A 23,385-nucleotide genomic window follows, 5' to 3' on the forward strand; every position below is an offset into this window, starting at 1 on the left:
ACGCCTCGACACACATCGCTAGGGAGATGCCATGCGTCCTGGGGAGATCATCACCGCGGAAGACCGCATCCCGCTGAATCCGGGGCGGGAACGGATCCGCCTCACCGTCGTCAACCGCGCCGACCGCGCTGTGCAGGTCGGCTCGCACTACCACTTCGCCGCGGTCAACCCCGGTCTCGAGTTCGACCGGGCCAAGGCCTGGGGCCACCGCCTGGACGTGCCGTCGGGCACCGCCGTGCGGTTCGAGCCGGGCGTGGCGCGCGAGGTCGACCTGGTGCCGGTCGGCGGCAGCCGGCTGGTGCGCGGCCTGCGCCTGGAGTACGCGGGCGAGCTCGACACCCGCGACCACGAACCCACCCCGTTCACCTACGGCGAGAAAGGCGAGGGACACCACGGTGAGCACATCATCCATTGACCGGTCCCAGTACGTCGAGCTGTTCGGCCCGACCACCGGCGACCGGATCCGGCTGGCCGACACCGACCTGCTGATCGAGGTCACCGAGGATCGCAGCCAGGGCCCCACCGGCTCCGGCGACGAGGTCGTCTTCGGCGGCGGCAAGGTCATTCGCGAGTCGATGGGCCAGTCCGCCGCCATCCGCGCGGAGGGCACGCCCGACGTGGTCATCACCGGTGCGGTGATCCTGGATCACTGGGGCGTCATCAAGGCCGACGTCGGCATCCGCGACGGCCGCATCGTGGGCATCGGCAAGGCCGGTAACCCCAGCGCCAACAACGACGTGGACAGCTCGCTGGTGATCGGGCCGTCGACCGAGGTCATCGCCGGCAACGGCAAGATCCTCACCGCCGGTGGCATCGACTCGCACGTGCACTTCATCTGCCCGCAGGAAGTCGACACCGCGCTCGCCTCCGGGCTGACCACGCTGATCGGTGGCGGCGCCGGACCGGGCGAGGGCAGCAAGGCCACCACGGTCACGCCCGGCGCTTGGAACCTGCGGATGATCATGCAATCCATGGACACCATGCCGGTCAACGTGCTGCTGCTCGGCAAGGGCAGCACCATGCGCAGCGAAGCGCTGTGGGAGCAGCTGCGCGCCGGTGCGGGCGGGTTCAAGATCCACGAGGACTGGGGCGCGACCCCGGCGGTGCTGGACAGCGCGCTGCGCGTGGCCGAGGAATCCGGCGTCCAGATCGCCCTGCACGCCGACACCCTCAACGAGGCAGGGTTCTACGAATCCACGCTGGAAGCGATCAACGGCCGCTCGATCAGCGCGTTCCACGTCGAAGGCGCCGGTGGTGGGCACGCCCCGGACATCATCCGGCTCGCCTCGCACTCCAACGTGCTGCCCTCGTCGACCAGCCCGACGCGGCCGCACACGGTGAACACCATCGACGAGCACCTCGACATGGTGATGGTCTGCCACCACCTGAACCCGTCGGTGCCCGAGGACCTGGCGTTCGCCGAGAGCCGCATCCGGCCGTCGACCATTGCCGCCGAGGACTTCCTGCACGACCTCGGGGCCATCTCGATGATGAGCTCGGACGCGCAGGCGATGGGCCGCATCGGCGAGGTCATCATGCGCACCTGGCAGACCGCGCACGTGATGAAGCGCCGCCGCGGCTCGCTGCCCGGCGACGGGCGCGCGGACAACAACCGGGCGCAGCGCTACGTCGCGAAGTACACGATCAACCCGGCGGTCGCGCACGGCATCTCCCACCACGTCGGATCGGTGGAGGTCGGCAAGATGGCAGACCTGGTGCTGTGGGACCCGAAGTTCTTCGGCGTCCGCCCGCACATCGTGCTCAAGGGCGGGTTTGCGGCGTGGGCGGCGATGGGCGACGCGAACGCGTCGATCCCCACACCGCAGCCGTACATCGCGCGGCCGAGCTTCGGTGTGCAGCCGCGTGCGGCGGCGGCGAGCAGTGTGTTCTTCGTCGCGCCGGTGGCACTGGACGCGAACCTGCCTGAGCAGCTGCAATTGAGTTCGCGGATGGTTGCCGTGGAGAGCACGCGGGACGTCGGCAAGGCGGACATGCGGCACAACGACGCGACGCCGGACATCCAGGTGGATCCGGACAGCTTCGCCGTCCACATCGATGGCGAGCTCGTCGAGCCGGCGCCGGTCTCCGAGGTCCCGATGGCTCAGCGGTACTTCCTGTTCTGATCCGTGTCGTGAGCGGCGGCGGTGGTTCTTACCACCATCGCCACTCACGACGCTTGAACACCGGATCAGTGCGATTTCAATGGAAATCGGACATCTGATTTCCATTGAAGTTGCGTACATGTCACTGGAACGGGTGAAGAGTTTTGCTCGTTCGGAAGGGGGAGAGCGGTGCGAGCCGGTCTCGCGGTGCTTGCACTCGCCGATTCCCGGTTCCCCGGCGGGGGACACGTGCACTCCGGCGGCGTCGAGGAGGCCGCCGCTCGGGGACTGATCACGGGAATCGCCGATCTGCGCGAATTCCTGCACGGGCGCCTGCGCGCTGCAGGCGCCCTGCAGGCGGTGTTCGCCGCCGCCGCGGCGCACGCCGCCACCCGCCGGGTCCGAAGTGGACACTGGCGGGAGCTGGACGTCGAACTCGACGCCCGAACCCCGTCCCCGGCGCAGCGGGAGGCCTCGCGCGCCCAGGGGAAAGGGATGATCCGCGCCGGCAAGGCGGCTTGGCCGTCGCCGGTGCTGGCTGAACTGGTGGCCGCGAGCCCGCGGCCGCATCACCCGATCGTGCTCGGCGTGCTGGCTGCGACAGCCGGTGCCGGGCCGCAGGAAGCGGCGCTGATCGCCGGGTACCTGTCCGTCAGCGGGCCGTCCTCCGCGGTGGTCCGACTGCTCGGGATGGATCCCTTCGCGGCCAACGCCGTGGTCACCGAGATGGCCGATGAGCTGGACCGGATCGCCGCCGAAGCAGCGGCCACGGCCGGGCTCGCCCCGGCCAACCTGCTCGCGCCCGGAGCTCCGGTGCTGGACCTGCTCGCCGAATCGCACGATCGACATCACCGGGAAGAGGTGCGTCTCTTTGCCTCCTGAACACGGCCACGGACACGGTCACGGGCACACGCATCCGGTCAACTTCGACCCGACCGCGACCGAACCCGACCCGTTCTCCGCCGAATCCCAGCACGGGCGGCCGTTCCGCCTCGGCATCGGCGGACCGGTCGGCAGCGGGAAGACGGCGCTGACCGCGGCGCTGTGCCGAGCGCTGGGCCAGGAGATCAACCTCGCCGTCGTGACCAACGATATCTACACCACCGAGGACGCCGATTTCCTGCGCAAGGCGGGTGTGCTCGACACCGACCGGATCGAGGCGGTGCAGACCGGTGCCTGCCCGCACACCGCGATCCGCGACGACATCACCGCCAACCTCGACGCGGTCGACCGGCTCACCGAGCGCCACCCCGGCCTCGAGCTGGTCATCGTGGAGAGCGGCGGGGACAACCTGACCGCGGTGTTCAGCCGCGGTCTGGCCGACAGCCAGATCTTCGTGGTCGACGTCGCCGGTGGCGACAAGGTGCCGCGCAAGGGCGGGCCCGGCGTGACCACCGCGGATCTGCTGGTGATCAACAAGATCGACCTGGCCGAGCTGGTCGGGGCTGACATGGAGGTCATGGTCTCCGACGCGCACCGGATGCGCGGCGAGCTGCCGGTGATCACCCAGTCCCTGACCCGGACACCCAACGCGCCCGACGTGTCGGCGTGGCTCCGCGAGCAGCTCAAGGTCGGCGTCAGTGCGTGAGGCGGGACCGCAGTTTCAATTGAAACTGTGGTCCACCGTGCCTTCACGTTCACAGTTTCAATTGAAACTGTGGCAGACGGAAGGTGGTGCGGCGTGCGCGCTAGTGCGCTGCTGAGCGTTGAGCTCGGGCACGGCGGGCGTAGCATCGTCAGGGAGATGCGGTCGCAGTCCCCGATGACGATGGTGCCCCGCCGGGCCGCCACCACCAGCGCCGACGGCACCGCAGTCGTGCACCTCGTCGGCTCGGCCGCCACCCCGGTCGGCGGCGACGTCGTCGACCTGCGTGTCCACGTCGGCCCCGGCGCTCGGCTGCTGCTGCGCGGCACCGCCGCGACCGTGGCGCTGCCGGGGCAGCACGCTGGGCACAGCCGGTCCACCGTGCACATCGAGGTCGCCGACGGCGGGACGGTCGAGTACCTGCCCGAGGCGACCGTGATCAGCTCGCGGGCCGATCATCAGGCGGAGATGACCATCTCCCTCGGCGAGGGCGCGCGGGCGCGTTGCCGGGAAACGCTGGTGCTCGGCCGGTACGGCGAGCGGTCCGGTCGGTTGACCACCACGACGCACGTGATGCGCGGCAGCACTCCGCTGTTGCGGCAGCGGCTGGACATCGGTGACGAGCGGCTGACCGCGAGCGCTGGTTACTTGGCCGGTGCTCGGGTGCTGGCGACGGAAACCGTTGTGTGGGAACACGATCCGGTCGAGCCGAGCAGCGGTGACTGGTGGTCGCTGGCGCCGCTGGCCGCGGGCGGGGCGATGGCCACCGCTGTGGGCGACGACGCCGTGATCGCCGAGCGGCGGCTCGCCGAAGCCGTTTCGCACCACCCGGATGCGAAGGAACTAGAGGTACAGAGCTGGTGAACGACACCGCTGCAGCGAAGAAGCCGCCTTCGGTGCGGCACGGCGCGCTGGAGTTGCTGCGCGCCGTGCCCACGGGCGTCTCGCAGGTGTACCTGCAGGAGAGCGTGCCGGCCGGGATCGTTTTCCTGATCGCGCTCGCGCTGGCCGGACCGGAGTTCGCGCTCGCCGGGCTGGTCGGCAGCGCGGTCGGGGGGCTCACCGCGACCGCGCTGCGCGTGCCGCGGGAGCGAATATCCCAAGGCCTGTTCGGCTTCAACTCCACGCTGGTGGTGCTGGGGACGGTGGCGTCTTTCCAGCCGCTCGGCATGGCGTTGCTGGTCGGAATCGCGGGGGCGGTCGTCGCGACGGTGCTGGCGCGCGTCGCGGACTTTCTCCTCGCGGTTCCTGCCCGCACCGCCCCGTTCGTGCTCACCTACTGGCTGATCGTCTACACCGGACACCACTTCGGCTGGACCGAGGCCGCGTCCGGCGCCGAGCCGCCGATCCTCGGGCTGGACGGCGACTACCTGAGCCTGTTCAGCGCGGAGGCTGAGGTCTTCCTGTCGAACGGCTGGCTGCCGGGGCTGGCCGTGCTGATCGGTCTGGCGATCGTGCGGTTCCGGCTGGCCGTCGGGGCGTTCTGCGGCGCGGCGGTGGCGCTCGTGGCGGTCGAGCTGCTGCCGGAAACGCCGCTGGACGTCAGCGACGGGGTGTACGGCTTCAACGCCGCGCTGGTCGTCGTGGGTCTGCTGACCACCGGGCGCACCTGGCGGTCCTGCCTGATCGCAGTGCCGGGGGTGGTGCTGCTGCAAGGCGGGATCGAGTTCCTGGGACTGGTGCCGACGACGTCCGCGTTCGTCCTGGCGATGTGGGTCGCAGATCTGCACCGGCTGCGCAGCACTGAATCCGTGCAGCCGTAGCTCGCGGTGGCGGAACTTTGCCTCATTCGGGCGTTTTCGCTGTAGAGAGTGGTTTTCTTCAGTCCGATCGGGTGTAAGAACGATCACTGCATCGGTTGCGGAATCGATCGTGAAACACCGTCGATTCGGCGTCCGTTCCGATCGCGTTTACCGTCATACGTGGTTGGCGCCACCTGGTCCTGTCGCGTCAGCCGGTCCAACCCGTACCGTCCGGCTGCGCAGCCGGAGAAGTTCGAGTCGTGCCGCTGCCGGGCGAGTCAGGGAGGAAAAGGGATGTCGGAGGCCAACGTCGCATTGCCGTCGATGCGGGTGTCCTACGAGGCCGGAGCGCTGGACGAGTCCTCGCTCGCCGCGACCTGGTACGAGCAGCTCCAGCTGTGGTTCGACGAGGCCATGCAGGCCGAGCTGGTCGAGCCGAACGCGATGGTGCTGGCCACCGCCAACGCCGAGGGCATCCCGTCCTCGCGCACGGTGCTGTGCAAGGGCTTCGACGAGCGGGGCGTGGTGTTCTTCACCAACTACACCTCGGCCAAGAGCCACGACCTGAAGTCCACGCGAGTAGCCGCGGCGACGTTCCCGTGGCTGGGCCTGCAGCGCCAGGTCAACGTGCGCGGCACGGTGGAGAAGGTTGAAGCCGCCGAGACCGCTGAGTACTGGGGCGTGCGTCCGCGCGGCTCGCAGCTCGGTGCTTGGGCGTCGCCGCAGTCGCGGGTCGTCGCCAGCCGCGACGCGCTGAAGTCGTCGCTGAACGGCATCGAGCGCCGCTTCGCCGACGCGGAGAAGGTCCCGGTGCCGCCGCACTGGGGTGGCTGGCGGATCCGCCCGGACGTGGTGGAGTTCTGGCAGGGCCGCCCGGACCGGCTCCACGACCGCCTCCGCTTCCGCCGCTCCGACACCAACTGGACGGTCGAGCGCCTCGCTCCGTGACCGTCACCGGCGGAACCGACGCCCAGCCCTCGCGGGGGCTGGGCGTTTTCGCTTTTCGTTGACGCGGGTCACACGGGGCGATAATCCGGGTGCTGTTAGCCGTGCTAACGGCTAGGCTTCCGCTTTCGTGCAGACCAGGAGCGGAACTGAGACAGCCGATCGCCGATCGATCAAGTCCCTGCTGGGCAAGGTCTTCCTCGACACCAGGCCGCTGAAGTACCCGGCCTACCGCCGATTGTGGCTGTCCAACATCGTCACTGCCGTCGGCGCGCAGTTCGCCGCAGTCGCGGTGCCCAAGCAGCTCTACGACATCACCGGCTCCTCCGCCTACGTCGGCATCGCCGGGCTCTTCGGCCTGGTGCCGCTGCTGGTGTTCGGCCTGTGGGGCGGCGCGATCGCCGACACGGTCGACCGCCGCCGTCTGCTGCTGGTCACCAACAGCGGCTTGGCGATCACCTCGGTCTTGCTGTGGCTGGTCGCCGCCTCGGGCATCCGCTCGGTGTGGCTGGTGCTGGTGCTCTTCGCCGCACAGCAGACGTTCTTCGCGATCAACATGCCCGCCCGCGGCGCCGCCATCGCCCGGCTGATCCCCGTGCACCTGCTGCCGTCCGCGCAGGCGCTGGGCGCCACCGTGTTCCAGCTCGGTTCGATCGCTGGGCCGTTGCTGGCGGGCGTGCTGCTGCCGCTGGCCGGGCTCCAGACGCTGTACCTGGTCGACGCGGTGGCGCTGTGCGCGGCGCTGTGGGCGGTGTTCCGGTTGCCGCCGCTGCCGCCGCAGGAAGGTGCGCCGAAGAAGGCCGGGCTGCGGGCCGTGCTGGACGGTTTCCGGTACCTGGCGCTGCACTCCGTGCTGCTGGCGTCGTTCTTGCTCGACATCGTCGCGATGGTGTTCGGCATGCCGCGCGCGCTGTTCCCGGAGATGGCCGAGCGGACCTTCGGCGATCCGCCCGGGGGCGGGGCCGCGCTGGGCTGGCTGTTCGCCGCGATCCCGCTGGGCGCGTTCCTCTGCGGCGTGTTCTCCGGTTGGCTGCACCGATTCAGTCGACACGGCGTGGGCGTCACAGTCGGCGTGATCGCCTGGGGCTTCGCGGTGATCGGCTTCGGCCTGGCGGATTCGCTCTGGCTGGCAGTGCTCTTCATGGCGATCGGTGGCGGGGCCGACCTGGTGAGCATGGTCTACCGCGGTTCGATCATGCAGGCGGCGGCGACCGACGAGATGCGAGGACGCATCCAGGGCGTGTTCACGGTCGTGGTCGCCGGTGGACCGAGATTGGCCGACACCGTGCACGGTTTGTCGGGTGCGGCGCTGGGGACGTCCACAGCGATCGTCGTCGGCGGCGTGCTCGTGATCGTCGGCGCGGTGATCTCCGCGGCCTTGCTGCCCGCGTTCTGGCGCTACCGGGCACCGGCCTCTGACGAGGGATGATTCCGCTCCGAGCGGCGCGATTGTGCATTTCGCCACGTCTGATCCATTCGTCGCAGTGCGATTCGACCAGGGGCGGGCAGCGGAGCCGATCAGCGACGTTGCACACTTTCCAGCTATGGCCAACGAGACGACCGTGAACGACGGCGCGCCCGGCGGTGCGCAAGGCCCAGGCCTGAAGAAGGCGATGGGCCCCAAACTGCTGCTCTTCTTCGTGGTCGGCGACATCATCGGCACCACGATCTACGCCCTGACCGGGAAGATCGCCGGCAAGGTGGGTGGGGCGCTGTGGGTCCCGTTCGTGGTCGCCTTCGTGGTCGCCTTCCTGACCGCGTTCAGCTACCTGGAGCTGGTGGGCAAGTACCCGAAGGCCGGTGGCGCGCCGCTGTACATCCACAAGGCGTTCGGCGTGAACTTCTTAACCTTCATGGTCGCCTTCGCCGTCATGTGCTCCGGGATCACCTCGGCCTCTTCCGGAGCGCAGGCGTTCAGCGGTGAGTACCTCCAGGAGATCGTCCCGGGCGCCCCGTCGTGGCTGGTGGCGATCGGCTTCATCTTGCTCATCGCGGCGGTCAACTTCCGCGGTGTAGGGGAGTCGGCCAAGCTGAACCTGCTGCTCACCATCGCGGTGATGGCGGGCCTGGCGATCGTGATCATCACCGGTGGCTACGCGATCTTCACGGGCGTCAGCGACCCGACGTTCACCCCGGACCCGAGCCGGCTGCTGCAGTTCAACACCGACACCACGCCGCTGACCGCGGTCACCTCGGCGACGGCGCTCGCGTTCTTCGCGATGATCGGCTTCGAGGACACCGTGAACATGGCCGAGGAGACCGAGGACCCGGCCAAGACCTTCCCGCGCGCGGTGCTGCTGGGCATGGCCATCACCGCGGGCATCTACCTGGTCATCGCGCTGATCACCACGGTCCTGATCCCCACCGACATCCTCAGCGAATCCACCGGCCCGCTGCTGCTGGTCGTGCAGGTCGCCGCGCCGTGGTTCCCGCCGATCGTGTTCGCCTTCATCGCGCTGTTCGCGCTGAGCAACACCGCGCTGATCAACATGATGATGGCCAGCCGGCTGCTCTACGGCATGTCGAACGAGGGCATCATCCCGAAGCAGTTCGGCCTGGTGCACCAGGCGCGGCAGACGCCGTGGGTGTCGATCCTGTTCACCAGCGCCCTCGCCATCGTGCTGGTCAGCTCGCTGAAGATCGAGAACCTCGGCGGCACCACCTCGCTGCTGCTGCTGATGGTGTTCACCATCGTCAACGTGGCCTGCCTGGTGCTGCGCAAGGACAAGGTCGAGCACAAGCACTTCAAGGCGCCCACCTGGGTTCCGGTGGCCGGTGCGATCACCTGCGCGTTCTTCGCCAGCCCGCTGACCGGTCGGCCGCTGGTGGAGTACGGGATCGTCGGGATCCTGCTCGGCCTCGGCGTGATCTTCTGGGGCCTCAACTACCTGGTCCACGGCCGCCGGGAGTTCGACGCCGAGAAGCTGGGCAAGTGATTCGATAGCCGCTGAAGCACTTCGGTGGGCCTCCCGGACCGTTCGAGCGGTCGGGGAGGCCCACTTTTATTAGGGTGGCCAGGTGAATGAACCCGTTCCCGCGACCGGGCGGCAGTTCGAGATCGCTTCCGGTCCGATGCGCGCCGTGGTCACCGAGGTCGGGGCGGGATTGCGCGCCTTCGACATCGACGGAGTGCCCCACGTCGAGACCTACGGGCCGGACCAGCTGCCGCCGGGCGGCGCCGGCGCGGTGCTGGTGCCCTGGCCGAATCGCGTGGCCGACGGGCAGTGGGTGCTCGACGGGGAACCGCAGCAGCTCGCGCTGAGCGAACCCGCGCGGCACAACGCGATCCACGGCCTGCTGCGGCACACCGCGTGGAGCGTCGTTGAGCACGCCGAGTCCACTGTGGTCCTGCAGGCGATGGTGGCGGCGCAGCCGGGATGGCCGGTGCCGCTGCTGACCTCGGTCGGCTACTCCGTCGGCCCGGACGGGCTCACCGTCACGCACACGATGGAGAACCTGGGTTCGCGCGCGACGCCCTTCGGAGTCGGCGTGCACCCGTACCCGCGCGCGGGCAACGTCGCGACGGACGACTGCGCACTGCGGCTGTCCGCGTCGAGCTTGCTGCCGGTGGACGCTGAACGGATGGTTCCGGTGCGCCCGCCTCGCGAGCTGCAGGGCGACGAGCTCGATTTCCGCACCGGACGTCCGCTGGCCGGGCTGCTGCTGGACACCGCTTTCGGTGGAGCGGCCCCGGTGCCGGGCGACGAGTTCGTCCGGCACTCCCTGACCGGTCCGGACGGTCGTGGCGTCCAGCTGTGGGCGGATCCGGTGTTCAAGTGGGTGCAGGTCTACACGCCGGACGACTTCCCCGGACGCGGCCGGGCGGTCGCGATCGAACCGATGACCTGCCCGCCGAACGCCCTCAACACCGGCACCGACCTGCTCACCCTCCAACCCGGCGAGACCTGGATCGCCCACTGGGGCCTGACCCCGCTCTGACCGGGCTGTTCGGCTTGGTGAACACCCGTGAGCACTTCGGGTGGCTGTAGCAGCCCGAAGTGCTCACGGGTTTCTCACTTCAGGCCGCGGGCGATGAGCATGCGTTGGATCTGGTTGGTGCCCTCGAAGATCTGCAGGACCTTGGCCTCGCGCATGTAGCGCTCCGCCGGGAAATCGCGGGTGTAGCCCGCGCCGCCGAGGACCTGGACCGCGTCGGTGGTCACCTTCATCGCAGCGTCGGTGGCCACCAGCTTCGCCACCGAGGCCTGCTGGCCGAAGGGCATCCCGGCGTCGCGGCGGCGCGCTCCGTCGAGGTAGCTCGCGCGCGCCGACTGCACCGCGGCGGCCATGTCGGCCAGCAGGAACTCCAGGCCCTGGAACTCGATGATCGGCCGCCCGAACTGGTTGCGCTGCTTGGCGTAGTCCACCGCCAGGTCCAGGGCGGCCTGCGCCAGCCCGACCGCGCAGGCGGCGATGCCGAGCCGGCCGGAGTCCAGCGCGGACAGCGCGATCTTCAGCCCGTCGCCCTCCTCGCCGACGAGCCGCTCCGCGGGCACTCGCGCGTCCTCGAAGTACAGCGGCGTGGTGGGCGACCCGGTCAGGCCCATCTTGTGCTCCGGCGGGCCCGCCGAGAGTCCCGCGGTCGAACCGCTGACCAGGAAGCAGCTGATGCCGCGCGGTCCGTTGTCGGAGGTCCGGGCCATGAGCGTGTAGAAGTCCGCGACGCCGCCGTGCGTGATCCACGCCTTGGCGCCGGTGACCCCGTACTCGTCGTCCTGGCGCACGGCTCGCGTGCTCAGCGACGCCGCGTCGGAGCCCGCGTGCGGTTCGGACAGCGCGTACCCGCCGAGCAGGTCGCCGCCGAGCATGTCCGGCAGCCAGCGGGAGCGCTGCTCGTCGGTGCCGAAGTGTGCTAGTGGGAAGCAGCTCATGGTGTGCACCGACAGGCCGACGCCGACGGTCATCCACGCGCTGCTGAGCTCCTCCAGCACCTGGAGGTAGACCTCGTACGGCTGGGCCCCGCCGCCGTGCTCCTCGGCGTAGGGCAGCCCGAGGAAACCGGACTCGCCGAGCAGGCGGAAGGCGTCGCGCGGGAACTTCTCCGCTGCCTCGTCGCCGGCGGCCCGCTCGGCGAGCTCATCGCGGGCGATCTCCCTGGTCAGCGCGAGCAGATCGGTGGCTTCGGAGGTGGGAAGCAGGCGTTGGACGGGCATGGCGGTTCGCGCTCCTGGTGCCGGGGTGACAGCTGCCGGTAGTACTGATGTCAGTACTGTAGGGCGAACTCCAGTACTGTGGAAGTGTTCGCGGGGAGAACCCGCGAAGTCCTCCGACAGTGCTGTGGCAGGCTTCCAGCGATGACCACCTCCCAAAGCCGCCGACCGGTGAACGCGCGCCGGGCCGAGCTGCTGGACCAGCTGCGCGATCTGTTCCTCGCGGAAGGGTTCGCACACTTCACGCTGGACGACCTGGTGGCTCGGCTGCACTGCTCGAAATCGACGCTGTACACGCTGGCCAGCAGCAAGGAGCAGCTCGCGGTTCGAGTGGTCGCGCACTACTTCAAGTGCGCCACGCAGTGCGTCGAGCAGCGGGTCGAGGCGGTCCAGGACGTGCGGGAGAAGGTCCGGGTCTACCTGGACGCCGCGGCCGAAGCGCTGCGTCCGGCGTCCCGGGAGTTCATCGACGACATGGCCGCGAACCTCTCCACCCGCGCCACCTACGAGGCGAACGCGCACGCCGCCACCGACCGCATTCGCGCCTTCATCGGCGAGGGCGTGCGGCAAGGGGTGTTCCGCGAGGTGCACGCCGGGTTCGTCGGCGAAATGGTCGGGCACGCCATCGCGGGCATCCAGCGCGGCGAGATCGGCGAGCGCACCGGGCTTTCGGACGCGGCCGCGTTCGACGCGCTCTCGCAGTTCCTGCTCGGCGGGCTGGCCCCGGCTGAAGAAGCACGAGGAGGACAGAAGTGATCGTCATCGGCGGTGAGGCCCTGGTCGACCTCGTCCCGGACCCTGCCACAGGGGAGGGCGAGCTCGGGCCGCTGCACCCGCTGCTGGGCGGCGGGCCGTACAACGTGGCCATCGCCCTCGGGCGGCTCGGCGTCCCGGCCGCGTTCTACGCCCGGGTGTCCACCGACCAGTTCGGGGACAAGCTGTTCGAGCGACTGCGGGCATCCAATGTGGATGTCGAGCTGGTGCAGCGCGGCCCGGAGCCGACGACGCTCGCCGTCGTGGGGCTGGCCGAGGACGGTTCGGCGCGCTACAGCTTCCACACCGAGGGCACCGCGACCCGGTTCGTCACCGACCAGGAGCTGCCCGAACGCGCCACCGCGCTCTGCCTCGGCACCCTCGGGATGGTGCTGGAACCCGGCGCCTCGGTGTACGAGCGGGTGCTGTTCCGGGAAGCCGAGCGCGGCCGGTTCATCGCGCTGGACCCGAACATCCGCGCCGATCTGATCGCCGATGCCGACGCCTACCGCGCCCGGTTCCGCTCCTGGCTGCCGTCGGTGGGGCTGCTGAAGGTTTCCGACGACGACGCCGAATGGCTCGCCGACGGCGGGGACGTGCTCGCCACGGCTCGCGAGTGGCAGCGCCAGGGGCCGGCCGCGGTGGTGCTGACCCGCGGTGCGGACGGGCTGACCGCGGTGACTGCCGACGGCGAGTTCACCGTTCCGGGGGAGAAAGTCGAAGTCGCCGACACCATTGGCGCCGGCGACACCGTGCAGGCCGCGCTGCTGGCGTGGTTGCACCGCAACGAAGCGCTTTCGGCGGAGGCCGTGCGCGGGCTCGACGGGACCCAGTGGGAGCGCGCGCTGCGGTTCGCCGCGGCCGCTGCAGCGGTCACCGTCTCGCGTCCGGGTGCCGAACCGCCGTGGTCCGAGGAGCTGCACGCCGACTGAACTGGGCGGACGTGCTCGACGACACCCTGTGAGTCCAACCTCCCGCCGTCCGGTTGGTGCAATCGATGTTGCGCCGTCCGGATGGCCCGATTGGTCACTATGACCGGCGCATACGGTTCCGTAGCGTCGAAAAATCTCTGGCGGAAGCCGCCCGATGTGATGTGATCGTGGTCCCACCTGCCAAAAAGGCGAAACGCGATTGCTGCGCGGGGGGCCCACTGCGGTCTAGCGTGGCTACTGACAGGACCCCAACGGGGTGGTGCTGCGGCGGTTCGGACACCCCGGGCCGCGCGCGGGCGACAACGTAGCTCAGCCGGTCGGCCGGGCACCCGCGGTCGTCACCACACTCACCCCGACGAGCGCGAGAGGTTCCCGAATGCCCGACGACGTGACCGCCAAACGTACCGTCGCGCTGCGCTATGACGCCGGCGAGCACGAGATGCAGGTGACGCAGCCGACCGAGGGTGCGCCTGGCGTGGACCTCGGCAAGTTGTTGGCCAAGACCGGTTTGGTGACGTTGGACCCGGGCTTCGTCAACACGGCGGCCTGCGAGTCCGACATCACCTACATCGACGGTGACGCCGGCATCCTCCGCTACCGCGGCTACCCGATCGAGGAGCTTGCGGCCAAGTCGAACTTCATCGAGGTCAGCTACCTGCTGATCTACGGCGAGCTGCCCACCCAGCAGCAGCACGACGAGTTCGCCTCCCGGATCCAGCGGCACACCCTGCTGCACGAAGACCTCAAGCAGTTCTTCGACGGCTTCCCGCGCGACGCGCACCCAATGCCGGTGCTGTCCTCCGCGGTTTCCGCGCTGTCCACCTTCTACCAGGACAGCCTCAACCCCTTCGACAAGGACCAGGTGGAGCTGTCCACCGTCCGACTGCTGGCCAAGCTGCCCACCATCGCGGCCTACGCCTACAAGAAGTCGGTCGGCCAGCCCTTCCTGTACCCGGACAACTCACTGGGCCTGGTGGAGAACTTCCTCCGGATGACCTTCGGCTTCCCCGCCGAGCCCTACGCGGTCGACCCCACGTTGGCCCGCGCCCTGGACCTGCTGTTCATCCTGCACGCCGACCACGAGCAGAACTGCTCCACGTCGACCGTGCGGATGGTCGGATCGGCCGAGACCAACCTGTTCGCCAGCGTTTCCGCGGGCATCAACGCCCTGTTCGGCCCGCTGCACGGTGGCGCGAACAGCGCGGTGCTGGAGATGCTCGAGGGCATCCACGCCAACGGCGGCGACGTCGACTCGTTCGTCAACCGCGTGAAGAACAAGGAGCCGGGCGTCCGGCTGATGGGCTTCGGCCACCGGGTCTACAAGAACTACGACCCGCGCGCGGCGATCATCAAGAAGACCGCCGACGAGGTGCTCAGCAAGCTGGGTGCGAACGACCCGCTGCTGGACATCGCGATGAAGCTCGAGGAGAAGGCGCTCGCAGACGACTACTTCGTCGAGCGCAAGCTCTACCCGAACGTCGACTTCTACACCGGCCTGATCTACAAGGCCATGGGCTTCCCGACGAAGTACTTCACCGTCCTGTTCGCGCTCGGCCGGCTGCCCGGCTGGATCGCGCACTGGCGGGAGATGCTGGAGGACCCGGCCCGCAAGATCAGCCGTCCGCGCCAGGTCTACACCGGCTCGCCGGAGCGCGCGTACAAGTCGATCAACGAGCGCTGAATCGAAACCTGAATCCTGTCGGCTGCCACGGCAACCGGCACACAAACGGCCCCGGACACCAATGGTGCCCGGGGCCGACCCGTGTCTCGTGAAGGTTTCCAGCCTCGTTCTGCGCGCCGTGGCCACAGTTTCAATTGAAACTGTGATCCGTCGTGCCTGGGATTTACAGTTTCAATTGAAACTGTAACCCCGGGCGTGTCGGGACCTGTGGACAGGTTCCGGGGCCTGTGGACAACTTCCGCGGTTTCAATGGAAATCAGACGTCGGATTTCCATTGAAGTTGCGGGATCAGGCGGCTCGGAGGGCGTCTCGGAGCTTGACTCGGGAGCCTGTTCGGAGGACTGCGTTGGAGTAGACGCGGCCGCCGAGGCGGAGGAGCAGGGTGAAGGCCAGGACGCTCAGGACCAGCGAGACCGCGATTTCCCAGGGGGCTGCGACGCCGAGGGCGATGCGCATCGGCATCAGCGTCGGGGAGAAGCCCGGGATCAGCGACAGAACCGCTGCCATGGTGTTGTCCGGCGAGCCCGGGAGCACCGAGACACCGACGATGAACGGCACCACCAGCAGCATGATCACCGGGCTGATCACGTTCTGCAGCTCCTCGTGGCGGGACACCAGCGAGGCCGCCGAGGCGAGGAGCGTCGCGTAGGTGAAGAAGCCGAGCAGGAACCACACCAGCGCCCAAGCCAGCGTGCTCGTCAGCGCCGCCGACGGCAGCGTCAGCACACCGCCGACACCGGTCGCGATCAGCGCGGCACCGGCGATCACCACCAGCTGGATCAGGTTCGCCAGGCCGATGCCGAGCACCTTCCCGGCGAGCAGCTGGGACGGCTTGATGGTGGACAGCAGCAGTTCGACGACGCGGCTGGACTTCTCCTCCACGACGCCCTGCGCGATCATCTGACCACCCATGATCAGGAACATGTAGAGCACGATCCCGGCGGCGATGGCCATCCCGATCCGCTCCCCGCGGTGCGGGTCGCTGGTCTCCAAGCTCGTCACCGCGACGTGCGCGTTCTCGGCCGCCGCGCGGACCGCGGCCGGATCCACCTCGTAGCGCGCGAGTTCGACGTCCATCGCCCGCTGCTGCACGATCGCGTTCAGCGCGGACTCGACCGAGCTGTCCGGCGTCTGCTTGACGACCAGGCGCGGCTCGTCGGCGGTACCGGTGATCAGCGCGTCCAGGTCGCCGTCGCGCACCTGCTGCTCGCCGGCCGGGGCCGGGACGGTGCTGATCTGGAACGTCTGACCGTGGGCCGAGCCGGAAGCGCGCAGCGGCTCGCTGATGGCCGCGGCTTCCGGGACGACACCGAGCTTGGTGGTGCTGACCTGCTGCCCGATGAACGCCATCAGGCCGGCGTATCCGCCCATGATCGCGATGATCGCCAGGGTGCCGATGATGAATCCGCGGGTGCGCACGCGGGTGCGGATCTCGCGGCGGGCGACCAACCAGACGGGACTCATTCGGCCGCCTCCTCGGTGACGACGTTGCGGAACAGCTCGGTGAGGCTCGGCCGGTGCCGGGTGAACTCCCGGACGGGACCGGTGACCAGCGCGGCCTTGAGCACCGACTGGTCGTCTGCATCATCGGCCAGCTGCAGCGTGGTGCGGCTGCCGTCGACCGACACGACCTGCGCGCCGGGAACGTCGTCGGCCCAGCCGGGCGCGGCGTCGGGGGCGTCGACGACCAGCGTCACCGGCCCCTGATCGCGCAGCTCGGCCACCGAACCGGCGGCCACCATCTGTCCACCGCGGACGATGCCGACGCGGTCGCACAGCCGCTGCACCAGGTCGAGCTGGTGGCTGGAGAACACCACCGGCACCCCGGAATCGCACTTCTCCCGCAGCACCGCGCTCATCACGTCGACCGCGACCGGGTCCAGCCCGGAGAACGGCTCGTCGAGGATGAGCACCTCTGGGTCGTGCACCAGCGCGGCGGCCAGCTGCACGCGCTGCTGGTTGCCGAGGCTGAGCTTCTGCACTTCCTCGTCGCGGCGTTCGGTCAGACCCAGCCGCTCGGTCCAGCGCACGGCGGAGGCCTGCGCGTCGGCGCTCGACATGCCGTGCAGTTCGCCGAGGTAGGCGAGCTGTTCGGCGACCTTCATCTTCGGGTAGAGGCCGCGTTCTTCGGGCATGTAGCCGATGCGGCGGCGGGTAGTGAGGTCCAGCGGCGCGCCGTTCCAGCGCACCTGGCCGGAATCCGCGGCCAGCACGCCGAGCGCGATCCGCATCGTGGTCGTCTTCCCGGCACCGTTGCTGCCGACGAAGCCGAACATCTCGCCAGCCCGAACGCTGAACGTCATCTCCTGCAGCGCAGTGACATCCCCGTAGCGCTTGCTGATCCGGTCGATCTCCAGCACACGATCAGTCACCATCGCCCCCTTCTGCTGTTAGATCAGGAGATCAGTCCATCACACCTTCGAGTGCTCGGTTGACGAGTTCGGTGACAAAAGGTTCCGCGGCGGCGCGATCGGCGGGGTTCAGACCGGTTCGGCTGCGCCGGTCCAGGACGTCGTCGGCGTCGAGCGCACCTTCGTGCCGCACCGCCCACAGCACTTCCGCGGCGGTGAGCGGAACGCTCGATGCGACCGGTTCCGCCAGCTCCGGGTCGAAGTCGGCGAGGGCGGCGATGCGTCCGGCTTCGGTGCCGTACTTGGCGATCAGCCGGGCCGGGGCTTCAACGTCGGCAAGGTGGCGGCGGGGCGCGGCGCCGACCAGCGCGACGGCGGTGGTCCGGGACGGGCCAGCGGACAGTCCGCCCGCTCGCACCGCGGCATCGACGGCTTCGGCGGCCATCTTCCGGTAGGTGGTGAGCTTGCCGCCGACCACCGTCACCACGCCTTCCGGCGAGGTCAGCACGGCGTGCTTCCGGGACAGGTCAGCCGATTCCTTGCGCTGCGTCTGCTCCAGAAGCGGACGCAGCCCGGCGAAGGAGCCGAGCACGTGCTCGCGCCCCAGCGGTTTCCCGAGGACGTCGCGGATGCCGGCCAGCAGGAAGTCCACATCGGACTCCGGAACCTCCGGCACCGAGGGGATGGGTCCGGGGACCGGCTCGTCGGTCAGACCGAGATAAGCACGGCCGTCGGATTGCGGCAGCAGCAGGAGGAACCGGCCGGAGGTGTCCGGCATCGGTGCGACCAGGGCGGTTCCGGCGATGCCGGCGGCGTCGGCGTCGATCACCAGGTGCGAACCGCGCGACGGCCGCATCTTGACGTTGGGCGCGAGCTCCCCGGCCCAGACCCCGGCCGCGTTGACCACCGAACGCGCGCGGATCCGCAGCGTCTCGCCGGTGCGCTGGTCCACGACGTCAGCGCCGTTGCTGTGCAGCTGCTTCGCGCGCACGTGCGTGAGGATGCGTGCGCCGAAGCCCGCCGCAGTGCGCGCCAGCGCGACGACGAGCCGTGCGTCGTCGATGAGCTGACCGTCGTAGCTGAGCAGGCCGCCGCGCAGGCCGGAGGCGCGCAGGCCCGGCACCAGGGCGAGCGCTTCAGCGGCGGGGATGCGCCGAGGCGGCGGGAGCACGTCGGACGGTGTGCGCGCGGCGCGGCGGAGCGCGTCGCCTGCGTGCAGGCCCGCGTTGAGCACGAGCTCGGAGCGGCGGGAGATGTTGCGGTGCAACGGGATCACCTGCGGCATCGTGCGCACCAGGTGCGGCGCGGTCCTGGTCATCAGCACGTTGCGCTCGACCGCGCTCTCGTGCGCCAGGGCGACGTCGCCGTGCGCCAGGTAGCGGAGGCCGCCGTGCACGAGCTTGCTGGACCAGCGGGAAGTTCCCCAGGCGAGGTCCTCGGCCTCGACCAGCGCAACGGACAGTCCGCGGGCGGCGGCGTCGAGGGCGGTGCCGGCGCCGGTGACCCCGCCGCCGACCACCAGCAGGTCGATCTCGGACTCGGCGACGTCGGACAGATCAGTTGCGCGGCGCGCGGCGTTCAGCGAGGTCGCACGCAGCGAACCGGCGGGCAACGGCGTGGTGGTCATCGCAACTCCGGGTGGTTCGGCGGATCGCAGTTCAATTGAAACTGTGGTGTGGGGTCAGGCTTTCGGGGGATCCGGGCGGAGGGCTCCGTCGAGGAGTTTGGTGAGTTCTGCGGCGAGGTCTTCGGGATCGACGTCGGTGGTCGCGGGCCCGGCGGTGACGACGAACGACTGCACGAGCAGCAGCAACGACCGCGCCTGGACCGACGGGTCACCGGGGCGGATGGAGCCATCGGCGTGGCCCGCGACGAGGTACTCGCGGAGGAATCCCTCGGCGGCCAGCTGGGTGCTGCCCAGGCGCTGCACCAGGTAGGGGAGCAGCAGTTCGGCGTCTGCTTCCAGGACGCGTTGGAGCAGCGGCGCGGTTTGCAGCAGCTGCACGCCGTGGACGGTCGCGCTGACCAGCCGCTGGCGGACGTTGCCGGTCCGCTCGGCCTCGCGCGCCAGGTTCAGGATCTCGCCGAACTCGACGGTCACCAGCGCGGTGACCACGCTGTTGACGTCGGGGAACCGGCGGTAGAGGGTCATCCGGCTGACCCTGGCGCGGCGGGCGATCTCGGTCAGCGTGGTCCGCCGGACACCGTTGGCGAGCACGCACTCCCGCGCCGCTTGTAGCAGCTCGGCATCGCCCACCCGGTTCGGGGCGGATCGCGCTCGAGTGCTGTGACATTGCGACGTCATGTGTAACACTGTACTGGTGAGCGCGCTGATCGAACACACCCTCCGCGGAACCTGGACCCCTTCGGGGGGCTCGGCCGCGCCTTTGTCCCCTCGGGCGCTGCGCTGGTTGCGGCAGCGCATCGGGCTGGCCGAGACCACGACCCCGGCCGTACCGGCATCACTGCTGGACGTCCCGGAGAGCGCGCTGCCGGAAGCGGCCGGCAAGGAGCTCGTGTCGCTGATCGGCGAGCAGCACGTGCTGACCGATCCGGCCGGGCGACTGGGCCGCGCGGGCGGCATGTCCTACTCCGACCTGATGCGCCGTCGCAGCGCCTCGGAACTCGCGGTGCCGGACGCCGTGCTGCTCCCGGCCGACCCCGACGCGGTGCAGGCCGTGCTGGAGGTCTGCGTCCGGCACGACGTCGCAGTAGTTCCGTTCGGCGGCGGCACGTCAGTGGTCGGTGGCGTTGACGCGCTGCGCGGGGAGAAGTCCGCTGTGGTGGCGCTCGACCTTGCACGCCTGGACCAGCTGGTCTCGCTCGACCCGACCTCGCGGATCGCCGTGTTGCAGGCCGGAATGCGCGCTGTCGAAGCTGAAGCTCTGCTGGGCGCACAAGGTTTCACCCTGGGCCACTTTCCGCAGTCCTACGAGCGGGCCACCATCGGTGGTTTCGCCGCGACCCGCTCCGCTGGTCAGGCGTCCTCCGGTTACGGCCGTTTCGAGGACATGGTCGCCGGGGTTCGGCTGGCCACCCCGGCCGGGGAATGGCGCCTCGGCGTCGCTCCGGCGTCGGCGGCGGGCCCCGACCTGCGCCACCTCGCGGTGGGTAGCGAGGGCGCGCTCGGCGTGATCACCGAGGTCGCCGTGCGGGTTCGGCCGGTTCCGGTGCACAAGCGCTACGAGGCCTTCGTGGTGGACGGTTGGCAGGGCGGTGTCGACGCCATGCAGACGCTCGCGCAGAGCCGTGTGCTGGCCGACGTCACCCGACTGTCCGATGTGGACGAGACCGAGGTACAGTTCGAGCTCGCCGGGGCCCTGAAGGTCAAGGCCCTGCAGTTCCTGTTGCGCAGCAGGGGAATCAAGCAGCCCTGCCTGCTGATCCTCGGCTGGGAAGCGGGTTCGAGGGAAGAACTCTCGCGGCGTCGCGAGGCGAGTCTGCGGGCGCTGAAGAAGACGCGAGCGATTCGTCTCGGCCGCGCGGTCGGCGAGTCCTGGCGATCGCACCGGTTTTCCGGGCCGCGTCAGCGCGACGCCCTGCTGGACCGCGGGGTGTGCGTGGAGACCCTGGAAACCGCGACGCACTGGACCGGGATCAGTGAGCTGCGCTCCGCGGTGCGCAACGCGCTGGTGCGCAGCCTGCGGACCGGTGGCAAGAAGCCGATCGTCATGTGCCACATCTCGCACGCCTACGAGACCGGCGCGTCGCTGTACTTCACGGTGCTGGCGTCGCGCAACGAGCAGGATCCGCTCGGTCAGTGGCAGCGGGCCAAGCAGGCGGCGGGCGACGCGATCGCCGGGCGCGGCACGATCTCCCACCACCACGCCGTCGGCGCCGACCACCTGCCGTGGCTGGTCGAGGAGATCGGCGAGGTCGGCGAAGCGGTGCTGTCGGCGGCCAAGCAGGCGGTGGACCCGACCGGAATCCTCAACCCCGGCAAGCTCATCCGGCCAGCACGCTGATCGAGTGGTAGCGGAAACCGAGCCTGCGGTACACCTTGAGCGCGGGTTCGTTGTCCGCATCCGCCATCAGCGCCACGGTCCCCTCGCGGGCCAGTTCCCGGGTCAGGAACGTGCAGACCTGCGTGGACAGGCCCGCGCCGCGATGATCGGGGTGGGTTGCGACGCCGGAGAGGTAGCGCACGCCCGGCGCCGGCCAGCAGTCGCCGCCCACCGAGAGCACCGTCCCATCGGCCCCGCGGACGCCCGCCCAGCGGCGGGCCCCGGGGTCGTCCGGGAACAGGTACGAGCGCGGATTCGCCTTGCGCAGCAGGCTTTCGACGGCCCGGGTGTCGTCGGCGGTCAGCCACTCGACGTCGGGCGTCGGAGCGGTCGGTGCCTCGGCGGCCAGCTCCATCCAGCCGAACGTCGCCAGGACCTCCAGCTCCAGCCGCTTGGCCACCTGGTGCGCCAGCGCGGTCCGGCCCAGCGGGCGCAGCTTCTCGCTCTCGAACGTCGGCAGCACATCTGCAAGCAGCTCAACGCAGTCGTCGGGTGAACCGGTGAAGATCACGCGGTCGACCTGGTTCAGCTTCGGCGCGTACACCACGACAGCACTCCCGTGCTGCCAAGCAGTACCGGCTTCGTGCGGGTAGCCCGGCGTCAGCACTTGCGCGGCCCAACGAACAAGCAGGTCATCGGTGCCATCAGCGACCTCAGCGGCAGAACGGAGCTCTCGCATGCCTCAATCGTCCCCGCCGCAGGCCACGCCGGGAAGTGAATTTCCTCTGACATCACCTCAGCGCTGACGTTCGGTGGGCAGTTGGCTCCGCCGTAGTGGTGGCACCACTGGTCGGGTCACTACTTCTGCGACGTCGGCTCCGAAAGTGCCCTCCGCGTTCAAAGCCATGAGGTTCCCCAGCTGACCGCAGATCAGCTGGGGCGGGCGGCGTCGAAGGTTATCGACGACATGGCTAGCTGTGCGAGTAGTGCGGCGCTTGCTCCGTTGGGGTGATCTACCTGGGTGGATTGCGAATTTGTCTCGTATTGACCTGTTGGACGAGGTCGCCGGTGTTAGGTTCACGGCTGTTTGCGACAGACCGGACAAACTTGGGGGACTCCGATGGCGGGACCAGCTGGACCATGTTGATCAGGTTCAATCGCCTGATCACTGGCGTGGGGCTGCTGGAAATGCACCTGCCACAGCTGTCAGGAACCGGGCTGATCCTCGACCCGGGATCGGAGCAAGTGCTGGCGCTTTCGATCATCAGCTCACGCTGCACACCGGGCCCTCGCAGGCGTTTACGTCGGCCGATCAGCCACGAAGTGAGGCAATGGTGACCTCCCCAAAGATGACGGCCGCGGCAGCACGGCCGCGCGCGGGTGATCGCGTGTTGACCTGGACCGGATCACTGGCAGAAGACGGCCCTGCCGCTCAGACCGAGCTCGTCGACGCCGCAGCGCAGTTCGCTGCCACCGGCCAGGGCCTGAGCGAGCTGGCCCAGGCGTTTCGCGGCGCGTGGGTGTGGGTCGAGGTGTCCGAACAGGACGGCGCAGCCGCCGTGGACACGGTGGAGCTCCACGGGCTGCCGTGGCTGCCGGTGCGCACCACCACCCCCGCCGATGAGGCCGGGGTTTGGATGGGGATGACCGGCTCGGAGGTGATCGAGCTACTGCTGCCGCAGCTGCCACGCGGCACGGGCATCACGATCGACCCCGGTGCTGAGCACGCCGCCATCCTGCCGCCGATCGCTGAGGTGCTGCCCGCCGATCTGGTCATCAGCCCCGACGAACTCCACGGAGCGATGTCATGACGGACGGATTTTCCGTTGATTTGGAGGCCTTGGACGCCGCGGCCAACGGCGCGCAAGGCCTTGTTGACGAGCTCGCCTCGATTAACGGGTTCGGCGGTATGGGCGAAACCCTCGCCAGCAACGGCCGAGGTCTACAGGACGGGCTGATGGAGGCGGGGCCACGAGTCGGCGGTGACAGCAGCGGGCTCGGTGGGGCGCTCATGGTGTTCGGCCGCAGCTGGGAATGGGGCCTGCGGCAGCTGGTCGAGGACGGCCAGGCCGCCGCGGACGCGCTCAGTGAAACGACCGGCGAATACCGGATCCGCGACGCCGAGGCCGCCAAGCACATCCAGCGCGTCATTGGTGACGACGGCGGACCGTAGATCAGGTGACAGGACAAGGGGGGACTG

The 23,385-nt window shown here is 69.4% G+C and carries 22 protein-coding genes; 16 read left to right on the plus strand and 6 right to left on the minus strand.

What is annotated here, in order from left to right:
- Positions 1-31: 31 nt before the first annotated feature.
- From ACWCO2_RS20525 to ACWCO2_RS20570, 10 genes are all read left to right on the plus strand, one after another.
- Positions 32-415, plus strand: coding sequence for an urease subunit beta (locus ACWCO2_RS20525; RefSeq protein WP_450129345.1), 384 nt, complete (start codon positions 32-34; stop codon positions 413-415).
- Positions 396-2,123, plus strand: coding sequence for an urease subunit alpha (locus ACWCO2_RS20530; RefSeq protein WP_450129346.1), 1,728 nt, complete (start codon positions 396-398; stop codon positions 2,121-2,123). Before ACWCO2_RS20525 ends, ACWCO2_RS20530 begins: the two co-directional genes overlap by 20 nt.
- A 168-nt stretch (positions 2,124-2,291) precedes the next feature.
- Complete coding sequence (locus ACWCO2_RS20535; RefSeq protein WP_450129347.1) at positions 2,292-2,984, plus strand: urease accessory protein UreF; 693 nt, start codon at positions 2,292-2,294, stop codon at positions 2,982-2,984.
- A complete protein-coding gene (gene ureG, locus ACWCO2_RS20540; protein WP_450129348.1) occupies positions 2,974-3,690 on the plus strand; it encodes an urease accessory protein UreG in 717 nt (238 codons plus the stop codon). Before ACWCO2_RS20535 ends, ureG begins: the two co-directional genes overlap by 11 nt.
- 93 nt (positions 3,691-3,783) lie before the next feature.
- A complete protein-coding gene (locus ACWCO2_RS20545; RefSeq protein WP_450129349.1) occupies positions 3,784-4,551 on the plus strand; it encodes an urease accessory protein UreD in 768 nt (255 codons plus the stop codon).
- On the plus strand, positions 4,548-5,450 hold the full coding sequence (locus tag ACWCO2_RS20550) for an urea transporter (protein ID WP_450129350.1): 903 nt from the start codon (positions 4,548-4,550) through the stop codon (positions 5,448-5,450). Before ACWCO2_RS20545 ends, ACWCO2_RS20550 begins: the two co-directional genes overlap by 4 nt.
- 273 nt (positions 5,451-5,723) lie before the next feature.
- The gene (pdxH, locus tag ACWCO2_RS20555; protein WP_450129351.1) at positions 5,724-6,377 is read left to right on the plus strand and encodes a pyridoxamine 5'-phosphate oxidase; all 654 of its coding nucleotides are present in this window, start codon (positions 5,724-5,726) and stop codon (positions 6,375-6,377) included.
- Positions 6,378-6,504: 127 nt separating this feature from the next.
- Positions 6,505-7,803, plus strand: a complete 1,299-nt coding sequence (locus ACWCO2_RS20560; protein ID WP_450129352.1) for an MFS transporter — start codon at positions 6,505-6,507, stop codon at positions 7,801-7,803.
- Between the two features lie 115 nt (positions 7,804-7,918).
- Positions 7,919-9,310, plus strand: coding sequence for an APC family permease (locus ACWCO2_RS20565; RefSeq protein ID WP_450129353.1), 1,392 nt, complete (start codon positions 7,919-7,921; stop codon positions 9,308-9,310).
- Positions 9,311-9,392: 82 nt separating this feature from the next.
- Positions 9,393-10,313: an aldose 1-epimerase family protein gene (locus ACWCO2_RS20570; RefSeq protein WP_450129354.1), complete on the plus strand. Its 921-nt coding sequence runs from the start codon at positions 9,393-9,395 to the stop codon at positions 10,311-10,313.
- Between the two features lie 74 nt (positions 10,314-10,387).
- Here the strand turns inward: ACWCO2_RS20570 and ACWCO2_RS20575 are convergent, their stop codons facing one another.
- Positions 10,388-11,527, minus strand: a complete 1,140-nt coding sequence (locus ACWCO2_RS20575) for an acyl-CoA dehydrogenase family protein (protein WP_450129355.1) — start codon at positions 11,525-11,527, stop codon at positions 10,388-10,390.
- Between the two features lie 141 nt (positions 11,528-11,668).
- Between ACWCO2_RS20575 and ACWCO2_RS20580 the strand changes: the two genes are divergently transcribed.
- The 3 genes from ACWCO2_RS20580 to ACWCO2_RS20590 all read left to right on the plus strand — a co-directional run bounded on the left by ACWCO2_RS20580 (position 11,669) and on the right by ACWCO2_RS20590 (position 14,890).
- Positions 11,669-12,280, plus strand: a complete 612-nt coding sequence (locus ACWCO2_RS20580) for a TetR/AcrR family transcriptional regulator (protein ID WP_450129356.1) — start codon at positions 11,669-11,671, stop codon at positions 12,278-12,280.
- The gene (locus ACWCO2_RS20585; RefSeq protein WP_450129357.1) at positions 12,277-13,209 is read left to right on the plus strand and encodes a carbohydrate kinase family protein; all 933 of its coding nucleotides are present in this window, start codon (positions 12,277-12,279) and stop codon (positions 13,207-13,209) included. Before ACWCO2_RS20580 ends, ACWCO2_RS20585 begins: the two co-directional genes overlap by 4 nt.
- Positions 13,210-13,585: 376 nt before the next feature.
- Positions 13,586-14,890: a citrate synthase gene (locus ACWCO2_RS20590; protein ID WP_450129358.1), complete on the plus strand. Its 1,305-nt coding sequence runs from the start codon at positions 13,586-13,588 to the stop codon at positions 14,888-14,890.
- 288 nt (positions 14,891-15,178) lie between these two features.
- On the opposite strand, the gene ACWCO2_RS20595 is transcribed toward ACWCO2_RS20590, so the two are convergent.
- Genes ACWCO2_RS20595 through ACWCO2_RS20610 form a run of 4 tightly spaced genes read right to left on the minus strand, consistent with a single transcriptional unit; the run spans position 15,179 to position 19,546 of the window.
- A complete protein-coding gene (locus tag ACWCO2_RS20595) occupies positions 15,179-16,354 on the minus strand; it encodes an ABC transporter permease (RefSeq protein WP_450129359.1) in 1,176 nt (391 codons plus the stop codon).
- Positions 16,351-17,265, minus strand: a complete 915-nt coding sequence (locus ACWCO2_RS20600) for an ABC transporter ATP-binding protein (RefSeq protein ID WP_450129360.1) — start codon at positions 17,263-17,265, stop codon at positions 16,351-16,353. The genes ACWCO2_RS20595 and ACWCO2_RS20600 overlap by 4 nt, the downstream gene beginning before the upstream one ends.
- A gap of 28 nt (positions 17,266-17,293) precedes the next feature.
- Positions 17,294-18,868 carry a glycerol-3-phosphate dehydrogenase/oxidase gene (locus ACWCO2_RS20605; RefSeq protein WP_450129361.1) on the minus strand — a complete coding sequence of 525 codons (1,575 nt, stop codon included), beginning with the start codon at positions 18,866-18,868 and terminating at the stop codon, positions 17,294-17,296.
- Positions 18,869-18,922: 54 nt separating this feature from the next.
- Complete coding sequence (locus ACWCO2_RS20610; protein WP_450129362.1) at positions 18,923-19,546, minus strand: TetR/AcrR family transcriptional regulator; 624 nt, start codon at positions 19,544-19,546, stop codon at positions 18,923-18,925.
- A gap of 16 nt (positions 19,547-19,562) precedes the next feature.
- Here ACWCO2_RS20610 and ACWCO2_RS20615 point away from each other — a divergent pair, with 16 nt between their 5' ends.
- Positions 19,563-21,206, plus strand: a complete 1,644-nt coding sequence (locus ACWCO2_RS20615) for an FAD-binding oxidoreductase (RefSeq protein WP_450129363.1) — start codon at positions 19,563-19,565, stop codon at positions 21,204-21,206.
- On the opposite strand, the gene ACWCO2_RS20620 is transcribed toward ACWCO2_RS20615, so the two are convergent.
- A complete protein-coding gene (locus ACWCO2_RS20620; RefSeq protein WP_450129364.1) occupies positions 21,187-21,924 on the minus strand; it encodes a GNAT family N-acetyltransferase in 738 nt (245 codons plus the stop codon). The genes ACWCO2_RS20615 and ACWCO2_RS20620 overlap by 20 nt on opposite strands.
- Positions 21,925-22,573: 649 nt before the next feature.
- Here ACWCO2_RS20620 and ACWCO2_RS20625 point away from each other — a divergent pair.
- Positions 22,574-22,996 carry a hypothetical protein gene (locus tag ACWCO2_RS20625; RefSeq protein ID WP_450129365.1) on the plus strand — a complete coding sequence of 141 codons (423 nt, stop codon included), beginning with the start codon at positions 22,574-22,576 and terminating at the stop codon, positions 22,994-22,996.
- Positions 22,993-23,358 carry a hypothetical protein gene (locus ACWCO2_RS20630; protein WP_450129366.1) on the plus strand — a complete coding sequence of 122 codons (366 nt, stop codon included), beginning with the start codon at positions 22,993-22,995 and terminating at the stop codon, positions 23,356-23,358. The genes ACWCO2_RS20625 and ACWCO2_RS20630 overlap by 4 nt, the downstream gene beginning before the upstream one ends.
- The last annotated feature ends 27 nt before the right edge of the window (positions 23,359-23,385 follow it).

This window comes from Saccharopolyspora sp. NPDC002376 (assembly GCF_053593195.1).